Annotated in this window: 15 protein-coding genes and 1 pseudogene; 3 read left to right on the top strand and 13 right to left on the bottom strand. The window is 53.7% G+C overall.

Features of this window, described 5'->3' with window-relative positions; genetic code table 11:
- Window positions 1-35 precede the first annotated feature (35 nt).
- Together rluF and P2R09_RS05290 are read right to left on the bottom strand one after the other, a co-directional pair.
- Window positions 36-914, bottom strand: a complete 879-nt coding sequence (rluF, locus tag P2R09_RS05295; protein WP_003848152.1) for a 23S rRNA pseudouridine(2604) synthase RluF — start codon at window positions 912-914, stop codon at window positions 36-38.
- 103 nt (window positions 915-1,017) lie between these two features.
- On the bottom strand, window positions 1,018-1,488 hold the full coding sequence (locus tag P2R09_RS05290) for a GNAT family N-acetyltransferase (protein WP_275767762.1): 471 nt from the start codon (window positions 1,486-1,488) through the stop codon (window positions 1,018-1,020).
- A 312-nt stretch (window positions 1,489-1,800) separates the two neighbouring features.
- Between P2R09_RS05290 and sfnG the strand changes: the two genes are divergently transcribed.
- Entirely contained in the window at window positions 1,801-2,886 is a 1,086-nt protein-coding gene (gene sfnG, locus P2R09_RS05285) for a dimethylsulfone monooxygenase SfnG (RefSeq protein ID WP_275767760.1), read from the top strand.
- 141 nt (window positions 2,887-3,027) lie between these two features.
- Here sfnG and P2R09_RS05280 read toward each other — a convergent pair whose 3' ends face one another.
- Window positions 3,028-5,001 (bottom strand): autotransporter domain-containing protein, encoded by a 1,974-nt coding sequence (locus P2R09_RS05280; RefSeq protein ID WP_275767758.1) that lies wholly within the window; start codon window positions 4,999-5,001, stop codon window positions 3,028-3,030.
- A gap of 205 nt (window positions 5,002-5,206) precedes the next feature.
- Window positions 5,207-6,097 (bottom strand): MurR/RpiR family transcriptional regulator, encoded by an 891-nt coding sequence (locus P2R09_RS05275; protein ID WP_275767756.1) that lies wholly within the window; start codon window positions 6,095-6,097, stop codon window positions 5,207-5,209.
- A 471-nt stretch (window positions 6,098-6,568) separates the two neighbouring features.
- On the opposite strand from P2R09_RS05275, the gene P2R09_RS05270 reads away from it, so the two are divergent.
- Both P2R09_RS05270 and P2R09_RS05265 read left to right on the top strand, forming a co-directional pair.
- Entirely contained in the window at window positions 6,569-8,689 is a 2,121-nt protein-coding gene (locus P2R09_RS05270; protein ID WP_275767754.1) for a TonB-dependent siderophore receptor, read from the top strand.
- 34 nt (window positions 8,690-8,723) lie between these two features.
- Window positions 8,724-9,818, top strand: coding sequence for an ABC transporter substrate-binding protein (locus P2R09_RS05265; protein WP_275768112.1), 1,095 nt, complete (start codon window positions 8,724-8,726; stop codon window positions 9,816-9,818).
- On the opposite strand, the gene P2R09_RS05260 is transcribed toward P2R09_RS05265, so the two are convergent.
- The 9 genes and pseudogenes from P2R09_RS05260 to P2R09_RS05220 form a co-directional block, all read right to left on the bottom strand.
- Entirely contained in the window at window positions 9,807-10,790 is a 984-nt protein-coding gene (locus tag P2R09_RS05260; RefSeq protein ID WP_275767752.1) for an XdhC family protein, read from the bottom strand. The genes P2R09_RS05265 and P2R09_RS05260 overlap by 12 nt on opposite strands.
- Window positions 10,787-11,353 carry a nucleotidyltransferase family protein gene (locus P2R09_RS05255; protein ID WP_275767750.1) on the bottom strand — a complete coding sequence of 189 codons (567 nt, stop codon included), beginning with the start codon at window positions 11,351-11,353 and terminating at the stop codon, window positions 10,787-10,789. The genes P2R09_RS05260 and P2R09_RS05255 overlap by 4 nt, the downstream gene beginning before the upstream one ends.
- A 94-nt stretch (window positions 11,354-11,447) precedes the next feature.
- Entirely contained in the window at window positions 11,448-13,757 is a 2,310-nt protein-coding gene (locus P2R09_RS05250) for a xanthine dehydrogenase family protein molybdopterin-binding subunit (RefSeq protein WP_275767748.1), read from the bottom strand.
- On the bottom strand, window positions 13,754-14,746 hold the full coding sequence (locus P2R09_RS05245; RefSeq protein WP_275767746.1) for a xanthine dehydrogenase family protein subunit M: 993 nt from the start codon (window positions 14,744-14,746) through the stop codon (window positions 13,754-13,756). The genes P2R09_RS05250 and P2R09_RS05245 overlap by 4 nt, the downstream gene beginning before the upstream one ends.
- The gene (locus P2R09_RS05240; protein WP_008924558.1) at window positions 14,743-15,231 is read right to left on the bottom strand and encodes a (2Fe-2S)-binding protein; all 489 of its coding nucleotides are present in this window, start codon (window positions 15,229-15,231) and stop codon (window positions 14,743-14,745) included. The genes P2R09_RS05245 and P2R09_RS05240 overlap by 4 nt, the downstream gene beginning before the upstream one ends.
- Window positions 15,232-15,905: 674 nt before the next feature.
- Window positions 15,906-16,469, bottom strand: coding sequence for a hypothetical protein (locus P2R09_RS05235; protein WP_275767743.1), 564 nt, complete (start codon window positions 16,467-16,469; stop codon window positions 15,906-15,908).
- 247 nt (window positions 16,470-16,716) lie between these two features.
- Window positions 16,717-17,656: pseudogene (locus tag P2R09_RS05230) on the bottom strand (omptin family outer membrane protease).
- 538 nt (window positions 17,657-18,194) lie between these two features.
- Window positions 18,195-19,445, bottom strand: coding sequence for an MFS transporter (locus P2R09_RS05225; protein ID WP_275767741.1), 1,251 nt, complete (start codon window positions 19,443-19,445; stop codon window positions 18,195-18,197).
- Between the two features lie 415 nt (window positions 19,446-19,860).
- Window positions 19,861-20,118, bottom strand: a complete 258-nt coding sequence (locus P2R09_RS05220) for a YdgH/BhsA/McbA-like domain containing protein (protein ID WP_275767739.1) — start codon at window positions 20,116-20,118, stop codon at window positions 19,861-19,863.
- Window positions 20,119-20,252 lie beyond the last annotated feature (134 nt).

The raw sequence follows: 20,252 nt of genomic DNA, 5'->3' as shown, positions 1-20,252 counted from the left end.
AGAGCGGGAATATCGCTCTCTGCCTCATGAAGATTTTAGCGCCCTTTCTTCTTACGTCCCGGCTGAACAAAGCGCTTACGTGAAGCACCATTCGCATCGGCTTTTTCAGCCGGTTTCGCGGCACGCTTCTGTGGCTTACTCGCGGCGGCAGCTTTCGCCGGGGCTTTGGCTTTCTTCGCCGGTTTATCTTCTGACGAGGAGTTCTCCAGCAATTTAAACAGCTCTACGAGTTCGTCGTCGGTGAGATCGCGCCATTCACCCAGCGGTAACCCTTTGAGATTGACGTTCATGATGCGGGTACGCTCAAGCTTCGTCACTTCAAAGCCGAAATGCTTACACATTCGACGGATCTGGCGATTCAGCCCCTGAACCAGGGTAATGCGGAAGACAAACGGGGCTTCCTTTTTCACTTTGCATTTTTTGGTCACCGTGCCCAGCATCGGCACGCCTGCGCTCATCCCGGCAATAAATTCATCGGTGATCGGCTTGTCGACAGTCACGACATACTCTTTTTCGTGATTGTTACCGGCCCGCAGTATCTTGTTGACCAGATCGCCATGGTTGGTGAGGAAAATCAGGCCCTGAGAATCTTTATCGAGTCGGCCAATCGGGAAGACGCGCTTGCTGTGATTGACGAAGTCGCTGATGTTATCGCGCTCGCCCTCTTCCATCGTGGTGATGATCCCGACGGGCTTGTTCAGGGCAATCAGCACCAAATCGTCTTCGTCGCGCGGCTCGATCAGCTGACCATTCACTTTCACCACATCGCCTGCAAATACCTGCGCGCCCACAGAGGCGCGTTTGCCGTTAATGAAAACGTTGCCCTGCTCGATATAACGATCGGCGTCACGACGAGAGCAGATGCCGCTCTCGCTGATGTATTTATTGAGACGAGTTGATGAGTCAGTCAGCATGATTCCTCCAAAAAACGCGGACTATACCTTACCGGCGGGGGCTTGCGAAGCCTTTGTACGGGAAACTTTTGCCGCTTTTCGCCCGCCTGGCCGTGGTCCGCATTTAAAGGTCAATCGACATCTCCATACAACGCAACGCGCAGCCCGCCAGCTTTGACGGATAAAGACTTTCCCCCAGCGGCCGGAAACCATGCTGCTCATAAAAGCTCACGGCGTTTGGCGTCGACTCAAGCGTTAAGCGGCGATATCCACGCTGCAGCGCCTCCGCTTTGATAGTGTCAATGATCCGGCCCGCCATTCCCTGTCCGACGAAGCCTGGCAGCGTAAAAATGGCTTCGACGCTGGCGGCAGCGAGATCCAGCGATCCTGTCGCCACCGGCACGCCGTCCGGACCATCAATCACGAAGAAAGGATTCACGCGAATCATCGCAGGAAAGCTGGCGGGCATGCGCTCCGGCGTCCAGGCGGCAAGCACATCGGGAGGATAAACGTGCTGGCAGCCGTGACGAATGGCCAGATTGCGGATGTTCCATAACGTGTGCGCCTCTTCGGGCGATGCCTGTCTGACAATCATGATGCCCTCCGGCTCCTGAACAGAGCCGTTACGTTAGCACACCCCGATGCGGGGATCTCCAATCCCTCTCAGGTTGAGACAGCGACGGCCTTTCTACAGTTGCCTGGAGTAATAATGCGCTGCTGCATTGGCAACCTGACTGCCTGCATATTGCTGCATTTACAACAGTTACGTTATAGAGAATTAGATTTTTATCCAATTAAAACAAGGTATTGCAATCTGGCACAGTTACTGCTTTGTCTTTTCCTTTATATCTTAAAGTTTGGAAATATTAAAAATTTCATCAATCTTGCTATATATCAGGAGAACATCATGTTGACCCAACCTTTACAGTTCGCCTACTGGGTGCCTAATGTCTCGGGCGGACTGGTAATCAGTCAGATAGAACAGCGTACCCGCTGGGATGCCGAATATAACCGTAAACTGGCGCAGATTGCAGAACGGGCAGGTTTTGATTATGCGCTGACGCAAATCCGTTTTACCGCCGGATATGGTGCGGATAATCAGCATGAATCGGTAACCTTCTCACAGGATTTACTCAGCCACACCTCGACACTAAAAGTGATTGCTGCCCTGCTGCCCGGCCCGTGGAATCCCGTATTAGCGGCGAAGCAAATTGCCACCATCAGTCATCTTTATGGGCCACGTGTTGCCGTTAACATTGTCAGCGGCTGGTTCCGGGGAGAATTCAAGGCGATTGGCGAACCCTGGCTCGATCACGAAGAGCGCTATCTGCGCTCAGAAGAGTTTATTCGTTGCCTGCGCGGCATCTGGCGCGAAGAGAGCTTTAGCTTTGCCGGCGATTTTTATCGCTTCCGTGACTACGCCATGAAGCCCAAACCCCTGTCACCGCTGCCGGAAATTTTCCAGGGCGGCAGTTCGCGGGCGGCACGCGACATGGCTGCCCGGGTGTCAGACTGGTATTTCACTAATGGTGATACGCCAGACGGTGTCCGTCTGCAGGTTGCGGATATCCGTGAAAAAGCCGGACGCAATCAGCATCAGGTCAGAATCGGTTTAAATGGTTTTGTCATAGCACGGGAAAACGAACAGCAGGCGCAGGCGGTGTTACAGGAAATTATCAGCAAGGCCAACCCGGAGGCAGTGAAAGGCTTTCAGTATGAGGTTAAAAATGCGGGCAGTGCCTCACCCGAAGGCGAGGGGAATTGGGCGAAATCGTCGTTTGAGGATCTGGTGCAGTACAACGACGGCTTCAAAACCAATCTGATTGGTACTCCACAGCAGATAGCTGAACGGATTATTGAGCTCAAACAGGCAGGTGTCGATCTGCTGCTGCTTGCATTTCTGCACTTTCATGAAGAAGTTGAGTACTTTGGCCGCGAAGTGATACCACGGGTCCGCGAACTGGAGGCACAGGCTGCACTCATCGAAGCGTAAAAAGTGGCGATCAGAAAAAGGAGACGCCAGATCGCGCCATGAAAAGCGGGCGCCTGGCATTTTTTTGCACTATCACCCACCGCTAACATTCCGATAGCGGTGGGCGGTATCTCTTTGTCTATGCCTTCCCACAGCACACGATTAAAAGCGGGCGTTAAGTCCGACGTTCCATGTCACCTGATGCGTGTCGCTGTTGCCTGCCACTGCTGAGACGCCCGCAAAGGCATTGACCGATGCGCCAATCGGCACACTCGCCCCGACCGCCATATCGATCCAGTTATCGTCACGCGAGCCGCTGCTGCGGGTAAAGGCGGTGCGTGTCGATTTCAGTCCGGCGGTGACGGCAGAGTCAGTATCACCAAACTGGTGGTTATAGCTGACCTGCGCCCAGGGATTAATTAACAAATCCTTACTGTCGATACGCCAGCCGACAGAGCCGATTTGAGAATGCAGTGTCTGGTCGCCAAAGCGCATTGAAGTACTGCTGTTCCCCTCTTCTTTATAACCATCGACCTGGGTGTAATCCAGCGCATAGCTGGCCATCGGGCCGGTGGAGACATAGCGACCCAGCGGCAAATCCCAGCCGGTCTGTACCCGCATTCCCAGTACTTTGCCATCACTGCTGCCCTTTTCAGTACGTGTCGCGGGTCCCAGCCTGATCTGACGCTCAATATCATCAAAGTTGAGATCGGCATAATGGGCATCCGCATTAATCCATCCGCCATCGAGATAATTGAACTGACTCCAGAGCGCCACCAGATTGCCGCGTAAACGGTAATCAAAGCGCGAAGAGGGATCCTGGCGTTGCGAGGTGGTGGAGAGCATCGCGCCGGCCTGCCAGCGATCGGTCAGCTGATAGCCCACACCTACGGTGCCAGTGGCGCTGGTGGCATCGCCATCAAGCAGGCTGTCACCGCGAAAATCTCGCTGTTGCCCGGCATAACCGCCGAACACAGTAAACTCGCCAGCGCTGGCGGGCTGCTGACGCTGCTGCTGCAGATGACCGTCGAGCGTGTTATGCGCATCGCCCACCAGCATCGACGGTGCCTGAGCTAGCGCCGCCACCTGCAGCGGCGCATTCAGCACCGACTCAATATAATCGGCGATCAGCGCATGCACTGCCGGGCTGGGATGCAGCCGGTCGGCGAACAGATATTGCTGTGACTGAGAAAATCCAGGCGTCGAGGAGGTGCAGTCCATTGATGAGACACCTGGCGGGCAAGCCATGCCCGCCGTATTGCTGAGTCCATACAGACGCGGATTATCAATCACCTCATTAAACAGGCCATTGATATCCACCCGCGCGATGTTCCCGCGTGCTGCCACCAGTCCCTGCTCTTCAGCCTGATTGTAACGATCGGTCAGTGTCGCAGCCTCCTGACTCAGTAACTGCCAGGCAGCAATCAGCTGTTGCGCAAGAGCATCGCGGATAAGCGGAATCGAAGAGACCTGTCCCGCCGCCTCGTTTAGCGCGGTTTCAATCGCCTGCTCTCTTGCGGCCCGGTCAGTCGTTGTGGAGGTGCTCAGCGACTGAAACAGCGCCGCTGTAGCGGGTTGCGCAGCCGGGCCAAGTACCTGCAATATCGCCTGCAACAAAGCAGGCGTTGCTCCCACATTCGGCACCGTCGGCACAATCACCGTTCCGGCCCCGGCATTCAGCAACCGGCTGACCTGTAAGGCCGCTGCACTGGCACTGTTATCCACGATTTGCTGTGCAGCGAGAGGCGCAAGGGCTGCCGCCGCCAGATCATTACCGCCAATCCAGTGAATGTAGAGACCGTTCGGGTCAGCCCGACCCCCACGCGCCGCAAGATAGCTATCAAGTTGATCCTGAGTATTAAACAGCGGATTGATCGCTGGCACTGCAACCGCGCCACCTTCGGCATAGTTATTACCACCCTGGGATGAAGGGCGCAGGGTATCGCCCAGCGACTGCGCCAGAATCTCGTCATAAAGCGGATGAGTAGCGCCATCGTAGGTAAAGCGGCCTACGTTGCCGCCATCACTCAGGCTATCGCCAAACACGGTGAGATTGCTCCATGCCGCAGCAGGTAACGGGGACAACAGGCTCAGGGTCGCACAGCATAAAAGGTATTGCGCGTGAAGGGGTTTCATCAGCAGCTCCGCACAAATCAAAATTTTGAGAAAAAAGCGTCGTAACCGCACCCACTGGCGCAGCAAGCTGTAAGCGTAGTCGTCTCAGAAAATGGGCGGCAGAAAAGACGCGATCGCGGTCGCAAAGCCGAAAAATTTGGCTTAAAGATGAGCCGTGAAATCCGGTTAACCTGAATGGCATACCGCTTCGGCTCAGTAATGATGACTACTTTTTGCTGACGTGTTTCAACCCGCGATTGAGATCCTGTAAACGCTTCATCGTTTTCACCGTGCGCTGTGGCAGCGTGGAAGCCACCGACAGGATTAGCATCTCCAGGCAAACCATAATCGTGCCGTGCAGGGGAATGCGTCCCTTCTCACCGCCGCGGGGCACATTGATCACCACATCCGCTTCTCTCGCAAAAAAGGAGTCGGTGGCATTAGTCAGCAGAATAACAGGGATATCCAGCCGCTTTGCTTCTCGCACCACGGCCGTGCCTTCGCGGTGTGCAGACTGCTGGGCCATCATCACCAGCACATCGCCGCGCTGAAGCGCCAGCATTTGTTCTGCCAGTGCAATACCGGCGCGATTCAGGGAGAAGGCGGGGAGACCAATACGGTTTAGCAGTCGCACGCTGTAGTCCGCAAGAATTCCCGAGGCATTAATGCCAAAGATAGCGACTTCCCGCGCTTCCCCCAGCAGCGCGACGGCATCCGCTACCGCCACCCGATTATGCGGTTGCGACAGCACCTCACAGGCATAACGATGGCCATCCAGCACAAAGTCGATGGCGCTGTTCACGTCGCTGGTCACCTCACTGACGGTGGTGATCATCTTATCTTCTGAGGTCAGCGAGGGACCAAACCAGGCCTTAAGCGTCTGTTTGAGGTCGCGCAGGCCGCTAAAACCCAGAGCCTGAATAGCGCGGATCACAGTGGCATCAGAGGTGTGATTCGCTACGGCGATCTCCAGCGCAGTGCTCTCGAGTACCGTTTCCCGCTGTTGATCGATGTAGCGCGCCACGGCCAGCAGACGGGGAGAGAGCTGTTTTTCGCGGGCACGAAGGCGTTCAGCGACCACATCCACTCTGTTTTTAACGAGTCTGTTCTGTTTCATGCTGCTCCTGCTGCTGACCTTACAAAGATGAAATGCTCACTCCCGGTCTGATCCCAGGTGACAATTTCAGGCCTCAAAAATGTAGTGAAAGCCTCATGACGCTTTACATTTCACCTGAAAAAGCCAGGATTAAACGCTAGCCCCACAACCCATAACGAATAAACAATCATTACTATCAATAATATAAAATCATACCTGAACTGTTTTTTTATAAAAAGTGACGCGATAAAAATGTAGTAAAAACTCTTCAAATTTTGTTTACTACTACATTACCTGATGTTTGAATGATTCTCAATTACAGATGAGAAGTATTGTCGTCCGGGCAACGTCATGATGTTGCAATGGTGATGCGCTTCTCCTCTGCTTAAAGCGCTGCATATTGCAGACCACCTCCAGGGAAGCCCTGCATGACCGACAGCCATCAGGACGTATTAGCTTCAGAAACTGCCAGTAACAGACACGAAAAGAAAAATGAAAAACAAAGACACACGATATCCGGCCCGACACCCTGCTCTGGTCATGGCGATTTTCGGCAGCATGATGCTGCCACAGGTCAGTGCAGCAACCGACAGCACACCGGATATGACCGTGACTGCGGATGCCAGTCCAGAGGGAAATTACAGCGCCAGTGAGACTAGCGTTGCCAGCAAAATGCCCACCGCGCGACTCGATGAGGCGCAGTCAGTCAGCGTGGTCACGCAGCAGCAACTGGAAGATTTCCAGGCCAGCTCACTGGCGGATGCGATGCGCTTTGTCAGTGGCGTCTCAGAGGCGAACACGCTGGCAGGCACCGAAGATGGCTTTGTACGGCGCGGTTTTGGCAGCAACGCCGATGGGTCGGTTTACCGGGATGGCATCCGCAGCAGCCAGGGTCTCAATTTTGATGCGACGACTGAAAGGGTTGAGGTGCTGAAAGGTTCCTCTTCGCTGCTGTATGGCATTCAGAATCCAGGCGGCGTTATCAATGTGGTCAGTAAAAAGCCGCAGTATAACTGGCACTCCAGCGTCACCGGACGGTATGCCAGTGAGGGTGGCGGTGCTGGCACGGTGGATGTCACCGGCCCGCTGGGCAACGGTTTTGCCTTCCGGCTAATCGCCGAAAAGCAGAATCAGGACTACTGGCGCAACTTTGGCAGTGAAGAGCACACACTACTTGCGCCATCGCTGCAGTGGTTCGGCGAGCAGGCCAGCTTTCTGATCAGCTATGCAGACTATCGCTATGACATTCCTTACGATCGCGGCACCGCGTTTATCGACGGCAAGCCGATTGATATTGGCTATAAAGATCGTCTGGATGATAAAGCTAACCATGCCTGGGGCCATAACAGAACCCTGAATGCCCATTATGACTGGCAGTTTAATGATGAGTGGCGCACCCGGTTAACGCTTGGCTGGAACCAGCGGCAATATGATAATAATGAAGTGCGCGTAACGGCGGTGAATGCCACCAGCGGCGTGGTGACACGTCGGGCCGATGCTAATCGCGGGTTTAACCACAAAACCAAATATGTAAGCTGGGATCTGATGGGCAACCCGGAAATCCTGGGGATGCAGCACGCGCTGGTGGCGGGCACCGACTATGAGATGAACCAGACTTATCGTGCTCATCAGTATCAGGGCAAGGTCAATCGCCAGTTCAACTACTTCAATCCCGACTATGACATGCTGTCGCCGGTCACAGACGCCAGCACAGAGAACACCGCTGCGGCTAATAACCTGAACCGTATCCATAGCCGGTCGCTCTACGCTAAAGACAGCATTTCACTGACACAGGACTGGATTGTGGTACTGGGTGGTCGTTATCAGCATTATGAGCAGCGTGCCTCTCGTGGCTTCAATCCGCAGATTGAAACCCTGAACGATGAGGGCAATAAGTTTCTGCCGCAGGCGGGAGTCATCTACAAACTTACGCCTGACCTCTCTTTCTACACCAGCGTCAGCAAATCTTTCACGCCTTCAACGGATGTGGATGATGAGGGTAACGTCGGCAAACCTGAGCAGGGAACCAGCTGGGAAGTGGGCAGCAAATGGCAGCTGTCGCCGAAACTCCTCGCCACCGTGGCGCTCTACCGTATCGATGAAAGGTCGATGTCGCTGAATATTAATGGCAGCACGCGAGCCATTGATAAAGCCCGTTCGACCGGTGCTGAGTTTGAGCTGAATGGCGAAATTGCGCCTGGCTGGGATTTGAGTGCGAACTACAGCTACGATCAGGCAGAAATTATCAGTGACCGGGTTAATCCGGATAACAACGGTAACCGTCTGCAAAATGCCCCGCGTCATGCCGGTGCGCTTTACCTGAGTCATGAAATGCAGGTCAGCGGCCTGCCCGGCTCGCTGCGGCTCGGCGGCGGTGCGCGATATGTCGGCAGTCGTGCAGGCGATCCCGACAACAGCTTCACCCTGCCCGACTACGTAGTGGCTGACAGCTTCGTCGCATGGGAAAACCGCCTGTTCGGCGAAAAAACGGAGCTGCGTCTGAACATCAATAACCTGTTTAACCAGCACTACTACACGTCAAGCGGCGGCAATCTGCGCGTCCGCGAAGGCGAAACCCGCAATCTGATGGTACAGGCCCGTGTTGAATTTTAAATCACTTCGTTCTGCATTGCTGATGCTCGGCGTGATGCTGGTCAGCGCGGGCGCACACGCCCGCACGCTGACCGATATTACCGGTCGCCAGGTCACCATTCCTGACCATCCGCAGCGTATTGTGCTGGGTGAAAGCCGGATGCTCTACAGCGTTGCGCTGCTGACACCCGGCAATCCTCTGCAGCATATCGCTGGCTGGCCGCAGGATCTGAAAAAGTATGATCCTCAGACCTGGCAGATTTTTGCCCGCCAGTTTCCGCAGATGGACGCTATTCCGGTACTGGGCCTGGATGGCGTGAATGACATGAATCCCGAACAGGTGATCGCGCTCAAGCCTGACGTGGTGATCCTGCCACAGCTGGCACGCGGCAGTGAAAGCGGCCTGGTACTGGAGAAAATGCTCGCTGCGGCGAAGATCCCGGTGGTGAAGATCGATCTGCGGGTTGAGCTACTGAAAAACACCGAGCGCAGCATCATCCTGCTGGGAGACATACTGAATCAACCCCAGCGTGCGGCTGACTTCAATCGCTTCTACCGCAGCCACATGCAGCGCATTGAAAGCCGTCTGGCGGGTTATCACGGCCCGAAGCCATCCGTGCTGTTGCAGTTGCATCTGGGACGGCGCAGTGAATGTTGTGTCACCTCGGTAAACGGCAATCTGGGTGAGCTTCTGACGTTTGCGGGTGGCAAAAATATTGCCAGTGAGCAGATTAAAGGCGTTTTCGGGCGGCTGAGTGAGGAAAGTGTGATCGCTGCTCAGCCGGATTACTACTTTGCTACCGGCACTGGCAGCGCAGATGAAGTGGGTGCGTTAAAACTTGGCCCCGCTGTCACCACAGCGCAGACCCGTCAGAGCCTGCTGGCGCTGACAGGTAAGCAGAATGCCCTGAAGCAGCTCACCGCACTGCGCGACGGTCATGCCGGTGCTATCTGGCACAACTTTTACCTCAGTCCCTGGCACGTAGTAGCAACCGAATTCTTTGCGACCACGCTCTATCCGCAGCTGTTTCATGACATCGATCCTGAACAGACATTACGGCAGCTGTTCCGCGATTTCCTGCCAATTCCCTATTCAGGCAGCTACCTCTACCGGCTGGCACCCGAGGCGAAGACCGAATCAGGCCGCTGACAGTCCGCGATTCTTTACGCGAACAATATCGGCCATCACCGACAACGCAATTTCTGCCGGTGTCTTGCTGCCGATGGGGAGGCCGATGGGCGCATGGATGCGGTCCAGTTCAGTCCGATCCAGACCGCCTATCTGCTGCAGTCGCTCGCGCCGCTTCTCGCTGTTTTTCACCGAGCCCATGATACCGATATAGAACGCGGGTGTGGCAATCGCTTCCATCATCGTCAGGTCATCAATGCGCGGATCGTGGGTCAGTGCCACAATTGCTACCGCAGCGTGCGCCCCGTTCAGCTCCAGCCAGCGCGCCGGATGCTGTGACACCAGCGTCACGTTGTCCGCGCCGCTGAAGTGGCTCTCCAGCTCTGAGAGCATCTCCGGGCGGTGCTCACAGACTCGCACATGAAAACCCAGGATCTGCCCAAGCCGGATGCATTCATAGGCCACGGTGGAGTAGCCCGCGATCAGCAATTCCGGTATCGCGCCAACAGGCAGCAACATCTGCGCCTCGTTGGCATCCAGCGCAGGCAGCACACGATCGCTGGCGATGACTTCCCATTGTGCGCGTTCACCAGGCCGTATCATTTTCACTATCGGCTGTTGCCCGCTCAACGCGCGTTGCATTGCCGTCAGCAGGGCCAGCGTAGCGTCATCAGGCGGCAAATATTCAATGGCGATCTCCAGACTACCGCCGCACGGCAAATCAACGTCAGGCCGAATTCCGCCCTCACCATAGCGCACACGCTGACTACTGGCTCGATAAGCACCCGCCGCCAGTTGCGCCAGAAAATCCTCTTCAATGCAGCCGCCCGACAGTGAGCCGCAGTAAGCGCCTGTTTCATCGACTGTCATCAGCGTGCCCGGCGCGCGCGGCGAAGAGCCATAGGTGCGCAGCACCGTACAGAGCCAGACATTCTGACCTGCCTGGCAACTATTCAATGCCGCATTAATCACGCGTTGATCCAGCGTTATCATGAAAATTCCTTTATTAACTGCAGATCAGCGGGGAGATCGATATCACACAGGCAACCGCGATCCTGAAGTGGCAGCCTGACCGCCTGTGACTTCACCATCGCCTGCGGACCGGCATCGCCCTGCAACACGCTCAGCATGGGATAGCATTGCTGCTGAAAACCGACCGGATGGCCTGGGCTGCCGTCAATCCACGGCCTGACGATCGGTGCATACGCCAGCGCGGCGCTGACGGCGCGATAGCTTTCCGCCGTGACAAACGGCATATCACCCAGCGCAATCAGCCAGCCGTCGTAATCGCGGCTGGCGTGAACACCGGCTGCGATCGATTCGCCCAGTCCGCCGCTGTTACACGGCACTAAAGTTGCCTGCGTGCAGAGCGTGTGAATTGCCGATGCGTCGGGACGCGTGACCACGAACAGGTCAAGCCCGCTGGCAGCGGCCTGCTCCAGTGTATGTTGCAACACCGGTTTGCCTTCAAGATCAGCCAGAAGCTTATGCTCGCCTGCCTGCTGGCGAAAACGGCGACTCAGCCCGGCGGCCAGTACGACCAGCGCTATCTTCACTCTCTTGCTCCGCTCAGCCTGCAAAACGGGCGCAGGCTCCAGCCCACGCCCGTAAACGACAATTCGACCGGCTGTCAGCCGGTCAGGAACAGACTCAGATAATTTTGTCGAGCGTAATCGGCAGGTCGCGAACGCGCTTGCCAGTGGCATGGAACACCGCATTACTGATCGCTGCTGCCACGCCGACGATACCCAGTTCACCCACTGGTTTACCGCCCATCGTCGTCGCCTCGAAATCGGGCTCGCCCACGTTGATGGTGGTAATATCAGGAATGTCGCCGTTAACCGGCACCAGATAATCCGCCAGGTTGTTATTGATTACCCGGCCATTACGCGGATCGATGATGCCCTCTTCCATGAGCGCCTGGCCGACACCCATGATCATGCCGCCAATCCACTGACTGCGCGCCAGTTTAGGGTTATAGAGACGGCCGCTGTCGAGTGCCGCGACCATCCGTTTTACCCGAATCGTGCCAAAGTCTTCATCAACCCGCACTTCAACAAAATGCGCGCTCCAGCTGTGAGCAGAGAATTTTTCAGGACGGGTACCATCATTGAGGTTGCGGACCATCTTATCGCGCTCACTTTCTGGCATATCATCCGGGAAGGTCCCGCCTTTCACCGTGAGACTCTCCGACGGTGCCAGGCTTGCCAGCTGCGCGAATGAGACGGCCAGATTGCTGTGCTCAGTATGCTGCACGCCGTCGCCTTTCAGGGTGAGCTGAGAAGCCGGTGTCCCTTTCAGCGGCGACTGAGCCAGCTCGCTGGCCAGCTTCAGTAACTGGTCGCGCATGCGTTTAGCGGTGTCGTCCACTGCGGCAGTCACGTTGCCGGCCAGCTGCGAACCGCCTGCTACGCCTGTGCGCGGCAACTCGGTATCTCCCAGCTGCACCTCAATGGTACCGGAGGCCACGCCCAGAATGTCGGCAGCAGTCTGCGCCAGAATGGTATAGGTTCCTGTGCCGATATCCGCACCGCCGCACTGCACCACAAATTTGCCCTGCGGCGTCAGGATGATTTTCGCTTCTGCGGGCAGCTTATTGACCGGATAGGTGCCGGAGGCCATACCCCAGCCAATCAGCTCACGCCCCTCACGCATTGAACGCGGCGTCATAATCCGCTGGTCCCAGCCAAAGGCTTCAGCCCCTTTCTGATAGGCTTCTTTCAGTCGGCGTGAACTCCACGGCAGATCGAGCTGATAATCTTTATCTGCCCAGTTACGCAGACGCAGTTCCAGTGGATCGATGTTCAGGGCATAAGCCATCTCATCCATCGCCACTTCCAGTCCAAAGGCGCTGGGGTTTTCGCCTGGCGCGCGCATCCATCCCGGTGTAACAGTGTTGATCGGCCGGATCTGATGCTGAGTGGAGACGTTCTCCACCGCATACATACGCGCGGTGACTTTGCTGCAATTCTCGGCAAATTCGTCGATCAGTGACGTTTCACTGAAGCTGCGCTGGATAATCGCCTGGATTTTGCCGTCTCGCGAGGCACCCAGCTCCAGCTGCTGAGAGGTAGCAGCACGTCCGCCGAGACCCGTAAAGGTCTGCGGACGGGTCAGCGACACCTTGATCGGGCGGTTAAGCGCCCGCGACGCCACACTCGCCAGCGCGACGTGGGTATAGGGCACTGGCTTTGAACCAAATCCGCCGCCGACATAAGGCGAGATGATGCGCACGTCTTCAACCTCAATGCCCAGCCACTCGGCGATTTCCACCTGTGCACCCGCGACCCACTGGCTTGGCTCCCAGACAGTAATCCGTCCATCCTGCCACTGCGCCACACAGGCGTGCGGTTCCATTGGCATGTTGTATTCGCGCGGCGTGGTGTAGCGCTGACTCAGACGCACCTCAGCCTGCTGCATCGCTGCCTGCGCATCGCCCATGTTGATATCCTGCTTCGAGACCGGTTTAGGCTCAACGCCCTCATCAGTTGCAAAAATCAGCGCGGGCGAGGTTTCATACTCAATATCAACCAGCGAGGCGGCATAGGTCGCCTGCTCGAAGGTCTCTGCCACCACCAGACCGATATTCTGCCCGTTGTGAATAATCACATCGTCCTGAATCGGCGTGTAAGTTGATTGCGCTGCGCCCCCATCTGCAATGGCAGTAGGTTTGTTGATCTTCAGGCTGTTCAGATGGGTATAGACCGCCACCACACCCGACGCCTGCTGCGCCTTGTCGGTTGACATGCGGCTGATACGTCCGCTGGCGACGGTGGACTGGATGACTACACCATAGAGCGGATTTTCCGGCTGATGTTCAACCGCATAATGCGCTTCACCAGTGACTTTCACTTTGCCGTCGCCCCGCGTGCGAGCGGCGCCCAGCCCTTCAATCGGGTTGTCTGCAGCTGAGTTCGCCTTCACTGCATCCTGAGGCGCGTGGTCGTTTACGTCACTCATGCGATTTCTCCTGCTGCCATCAGCGCGCGTGCAATGACACGCGGCGCCAGTTTTACTTTATAGGCGTTATGAGCCAGCGCCTGCGTTTCCTGGGTAATCAGTTCTGCGGCCCGGAACACTGTCTCTTCATTAAACGGCTGGCCTTCCAGTGCCTGCTCCACGGACCTGACGCGCCAGGGTTTGGTCGCCACGCCGCCCAAGGCAATATGCACCTGACGCATCACACCGTTATCCAGCGTAAAGCCTGCGGCGGCACTGGCTGCAGCAAACTCATAGGAGCTGCGGTCGCGGACTTTAAGGTAGTGAGAGTGCCGGAGAGAGTCGGTTTGCGGCACTTCAATCGCCACAATAATTTCGTCATCACGCAGATCGTGTTCACGGTCGGGTGTGTTACCTGGCAGCAGGAAGAAATCATCAATTGCGACGCGGCGGGTTTCGCCCTGCTGATTCTGCAGGACTACCATGGCGTCAAATGCCACCAGTGCGACCGCCAGATCGCCGGGATAAACCGCAATGCAGTTGTCGCTGGCACCCAGAATGGCATGATTGCTGTTAACGCCATCCAGTGCGGCACAGCCTGAACCCGGATTGCGTTTGTTACAGGCAGTAAAGGTCGCCGGATCGCGGTAATAGGCGCAACGAGTACGCTGGCGTAAATTGCCGCCCAGCGTGGCCATATTACGAATCTGAGGAGACGCAGCCTGCCACAGGCTGCCGTAGATTGCCGGTGCATTCTGCTCGCAGTCGTGATGATCGGCCAACTGACTCATCGTGACCAGCGCACCGGCTGTAATTTTATCGTCGTCAAACTGCAGATTTTTAAGCTCGCTTAATCCGCTGATACCAATTAACTGGGGTGGTGTGAAGACGCCACACTTCATCAGATCGAGCTGCGTGGTGCCGCCCGCCAGCAACTGACTGCCTGACTGCTGTTTAAGGGATGCGGCGCCCTGAGGCGTCTGCGCGACTTTCCAGCTGAATTCATTCATGCGGACTCCTTCGCCATCTCAGCAGCGGCCTGTTTAATCGCATCGACGATGTGCGGATAAGCCCCGCAACGGCAGAGATTGCCGCTCATATATTCACGGATCTCATCATCTGAACCGGCATGGCCCTCTTTGATACAGGCGACAGCGGACATAATCTGGCCCGGCGTGCAGTAGCCACACTGGAAGGCATCATTTTCCATAAAACAGCGCTGAACCGGATGCAATTCACCTTCGGTGGAGGCCAGGCCTTCAATGCTGGTGACTTCAGCGCCGTTTGCCTGGACCGCCAGCGTCAGGCAACTCAGCACCCGCTGACCATTAATCAGCACCGTACACGCACCGCATTGTCCCTGGTCGCACCCTTTTTTAGTGCCGGTCAGGTTCAGATGCTCGCGCAGTGCATCGAGCAGTGTGACTCGTGGATCGACCTGCATCTGCTGCGACTGGCCATTGACCTGCATTGTTAGCGATATTTGTTCCGACATTGTCTGCTTCCCATTGTTGTGGGCTAAAAGATGGTTTTTATTGGTATTTTTATGACGGGAGTGAAATCGGGGAAATGGTGATAACCCTAATCTTTACACGCGTATCTCTGCTTTTAGGTTTAGCAGCTTTTTGGCGATTCGGGGAAGATCCGGGTAAAAGTCAGCGTTTTCTGAGATGAAAAGAAGACGAAAGCGTTATAAAAGTTAAAATATAACGTTTCCATATCTATGATTTTAAGAGCTTTAAAGTCGAAATTTTTGCTATGTGTCGTTCAGAAGACTTCTGGAACTGCCTTGTTAACTTTCCCAAAAAGTTCAGCTCTCAGGAATTGCCTGAATCGACAATCCTGTTTAAGCCAGAATCCGCTGACGGAGTTTGCAACGTTGAGTCTGGTGTAAAATGTCCATTTTATCCGATCAGTAAGGCAATGAGGTGCCTGAACGCCTGGCACACACATCAGGCTCCTCTTCTGGCCCTTAGTGGCTTAACGTATTTGTGGTGGGATAAAATGGGTCATTGCCAGTATGAAAGACGAAATGCACAAGTGGCTTGTCAAGGTTATCCATATTATCTGTTAAGAGTGCAGAAATGCTCTGCCCATCTGGATAGTAATATTACGAGCTGATTGCTCATCATTTAGTTGACGTGAAAGAATCACAGACTTTTTTTCTGATTAGCTTCCACCGATAAGATGTTGACAACGATTTCTGGCGTCCCAGTTATATTGAGGATTTTTTATAAAATCAGAAGCAATTTTGGCACGATCTGAATTAACCGTGATGACATAATCAGACGAAATTTCCCGGATACCATATTCAGTGTCAACGAAGTAGTGTTTTCCTGGCTGCGGGATAAATGGCACCCATTGAGAGAGTAAATACGTTTCCTGATGCTTAGTTTTTTTTCCTTTTTCGTCATAATCGCTTTTAATCGTATTGAGCTGCTGAAGAGCCATGAGCCTGCCCGGTTTTACCTTACCAGTCATAACGTGACCTGCGGAGGGTATTAAATTTGACTCCAGTTGATAGCGCTCAGTTCTGTCATAACAACTGCCTTTCTTCTCATAGACAGAAAGATAAAATGTGCCCACAAATCCTTTTGGATTTATGGCCACTACGGTCGCTGCATCTTTACCTTCGTAATTTTTATAATCGAGGGGAAGAAGCGTAGAACAACCCACCAGGATAATAGCAGGGCATATTAATACTATTCTCTTAAATTTCGTGATGGCATGCATTTATTTTATCTTCCTGATGTTCGGATTCTGGACGCCTGCCGCGAACAAAAATTAAAGCTATTTATAAAAAATTCTATTTATCGCGCAATTAAACGTATTAGCAGAATGAGTGAGTTTAAATTTTATATAGTCAGCTATTTTTAGCTATAAAAACCATGCAGGCACTCTCTATCTGATGGCCTTATTTTCAGGACGGTTAAAAAGCCCGAAAGAGCTTTTTAACCGTTTTATGGCGTGCAGAGCCGAATCAGAATCTGTATTGCAGACCCGCGGTGATAGTGTAGTTTTTATTCGAGATACCCGCGGCATCTCCACCAATGGATGCTGAATCACCGGAGAATCGGTCAATGATCTCTGTGCTGCCTTTGCCTTCTTCATATTTGCTGTAAGTAAATTCGGCAAAAATTTTGGCATTAGGTGTCACATAATATCCTGCGTCGACTGATGCGCCGTAGTACCGGGAATTAGTCGCTTTCTCGCGAAAGGTGAGATCGCGCATGTAGTGCTCGTCGTTATCGTGTGCACGGACCCAGTCACTGAATTTAAATAATGCGTTAAATTCGAAGTCGTTAATACGATACTGTCCCGCAAGACCAACGTAAGGCATTGAAAAACGCTGGCTATAGCCAATGCCACGTTCACCTCTCGGGAAATCACCCGTCGATGCGCCATTATCGTAATTGTATGAGCCACCAAAGGCGGTCCAGCTGAAGCGGGTTTCCTGATAACCAGCCGTCAGCCCGGCCTTGTAGTTATCGCCTTGTAACACCCAGCCCCTTAACATTGAGATCGTATTCGTTGGCGTAATTAACATCCGTGCGGGGATGAGATGAATGGTCTGTCCAGGCTGACTGATTGTCATCAAGCCAGTCATAGTCATCCATATGACCGGAACCGGACGCCAGGGAGGTCCAGCCTCGCGCATTCAGCGTCAGAAATGAGTATGCATCCCAGGATAGCTCGCCTTTCAGAATAGCCACATTCTTTATTTTCCAGTCCAGTTTGCTGACTTTGCGGCCTGTTTCTGTGTCGTAAACCAACTCATGAGACTTGCCACTCAGCATCCCGGCTGACGTCGAGACAGTAAAACTTTCCGGAGAAAAATTCGGTGAAAACCGATCTGAATCTGCGCAGGCTCCGCCTGAAAGCGTCGCCATCATCATCACTACAACGGTACTTTTTTTCATTTTAATCCCATATCCTTGAAGGTAATCCTTGTACAGCAGCGCCATTCTTCTCATTCAATGGCAGCTGCACTTCTATACTCACCTGTGGGGCAGAAGCCCCGATAAAACGAAATCCTGCGCGATGGTGCATGTGAAGTCAGAGATTCGTTAACAACTCACATTGTCCATCGCAGGTTTGAACAATTAAGGCAAATTCCTTAATCGGCATGTCATCAGGAAACATTAATTATTTTTGCCATTTCGCACTTTTCTGGCGGCCTGGTTATGGCCAAACCGCGGAAGCCAGGATCCTCAGGCGTGCATCCCGAAAGATGTCATTCACAATGCTATCTCCTGACCTCCCGCCCAAATAGTGATTAATGATTGGCCAGGCGGCTTGATTCTCAGCGTTACCGCTCAGGCTGGGACACTGCTGAAGAGTGAATCTGGATATAAAGCGCAGTAAGGATTCCCTGTTTCCATCCTTCTCTTACGGCAGACTATTAATTTGAGGTCGCCTCTGAAAGCCACGAATTCCTGACGCCCTGCTCGCCTTCTATCAGGCATCCTTAAGGCGCGCGAGCATGCGGTTTCTGTAAGCGTAGATGATTGCGCAGAGTAAAAGGCTGAGCAACGCAGTACAGATAAAGACGCCCGCCCCGGTCATCGCCAGCATTATCCCACCGATCAAAGGTCCGGCAGCGATTCCTAGCGTCGACAACATTGAGGCGCCAAGATATGCACCGCGATGCTCTGGTGGTGCCAGCTGATCAAGTAAAATGTTCAGATTTGGCATCAGAATCGCTTCGCCCACACTAAAGACACTGGTCACAGTAAGCCAAAGCCAGATCTCCGTTGAGCGTGTAATAAAAAAGCAGATCTGAGATAGCGCGAAAATAAACCCACCAAGAAGAATGCGCTTCGGCAGGGAAACGGTAGCCAGAAACCGCATGATGAACGTCTGGAAGACCAGAACGGTGCAGGCATTTGTCACCAGTATCAGGGTAATCAGCTGAATGGCGGCGTCGCCATTCAGTAACAGAAGATACTGCGGCAGAATGGCTTCGTAATGGATAAAAACAACACTGCATAAAATGCTGCACAGCAGCCCCGCAATATAAATGTTATCCCTCGCGATGATACCGATAACCTGATGCAGTTTAACCGTTACCCCGTCTCCATCCTGCTCCTTCACAAGTTTTCCTGCGGGGATAAACAGCAGCACAAAAACGAAAAAGGGAATATAGGTAAGCCCGGTTATCAAAAAGGTGCCCTTTTGCGATGTCAGGCCAAATGCAATTCCGACCAGCGGGCCGAATACCGCTGCGACGTTGATAAGGTAATAGCGCATTTGCAGGGCAATCGCACGGCGACGACGATCAACCAGCAAATCACTCATCAGTGCGCGCAGCGGCGGATCAACCCACGCAAAGGAGACGCCGATAATCATCAGGCCAATAATAAACAGCCCCATCCCGGCGGCCTGCGCCAGAAGACTATACCCCAGCGCTGAAAACCCGCAGCCCAGCAGCAGAATAACGCGTCGCCCCAGCCTGTCTGAAATCTGCCCACCGTACATGCCGAGCACCACCGAGAACAGTGCACTGCTGGTCATTGCCACACCAATGGCGATCGGCGACATATGATAATTCTGCGTCATGATGACGGCGATAAACGGCCATGCCATGAAATAGCTGAAGCGTATAACCAGCGTAAAAAAGAGTAGTGCATGAACTGTCGCCGGAAAAGATTTCAGCGTCCGGAATAATCCTGTTTCCGTACATTCCTCAGCGGCAGGTCTGGTCGTCATAAAATATCCTTATTTTGTTTCTGTAAGTGCTACGCAATGCAGTGTGCATAAAGCCTTAATATTAATAAGATTATTCTCCCCGACACGCAATCCAAATGTTAACTGATTGTTTATTTCCCCAGCTTATAGGGTAAAGGTTCCTTTTCGGAGAGCAATGTAAGGAAAAAAGTAATGCAGGGAATTAAATGCGGACATTACTGCTGGTAATGAAGGTGACCCGTTACCGAAGCCGGTCTGGTGAGCGCACTGACTGGCTTTCAGCGTTTAAATGTGGAGAAGAAATGAAAAACAGGGTGGCCAAAAATAACCTGGGCGGGATTCAAAACTCATATTGCGGATAGCATTAAAAGATTCGCGCAGTAAGCGCAACGCGGCGTTTATACCCTCTGCATTGCGTTACTGCGCATCAACATGTTTATTTGTAAATATCAGCGGTGCCAAACAGAACGTTATTGCCTCCCGCCGCCACGATACGGTAGCTGCTGGCTCCCGCTGCCTGTGCTTTTGCTGCCAGATTGTCTTTTAATTCAGAAAGCGTAGTTGAGCCGCTGCTGTCAGAGACGCTACCGATAAGGGTCTTACCATGTGGCATGGTGGTTTCCATTGCGGCAAAGCTGGATACAGAAACAGAGCCCAGAATTACAGCGGCCAGAATCATTTTTACGTTTTTCATATGTCACCTCAGAAAGTGGAATTCGCCAGGGGAAGCAAACGGTAAACTGTTGCTGCCCGATGTGAGAATTACACCATCGCAATGTATCGGTAACATATCGACCAGGGGTAGAAAGTGTACCGGAATTTCGCTTT

Source organism: Pantoea sp. Cr_R13 (assembly GCF_029222565.1).
GTDB classification, from domain to species: Bacteria; Pseudomonadota; Gammaproteobacteria; order Enterobacterales; family Enterobacteriaceae; genus Pantoea; species Pantoea eucalypti.
Note: the sequence above shows the minus strand (reverse complement) of the source record. Positions and strands in the feature narration are given on the sequence as shown.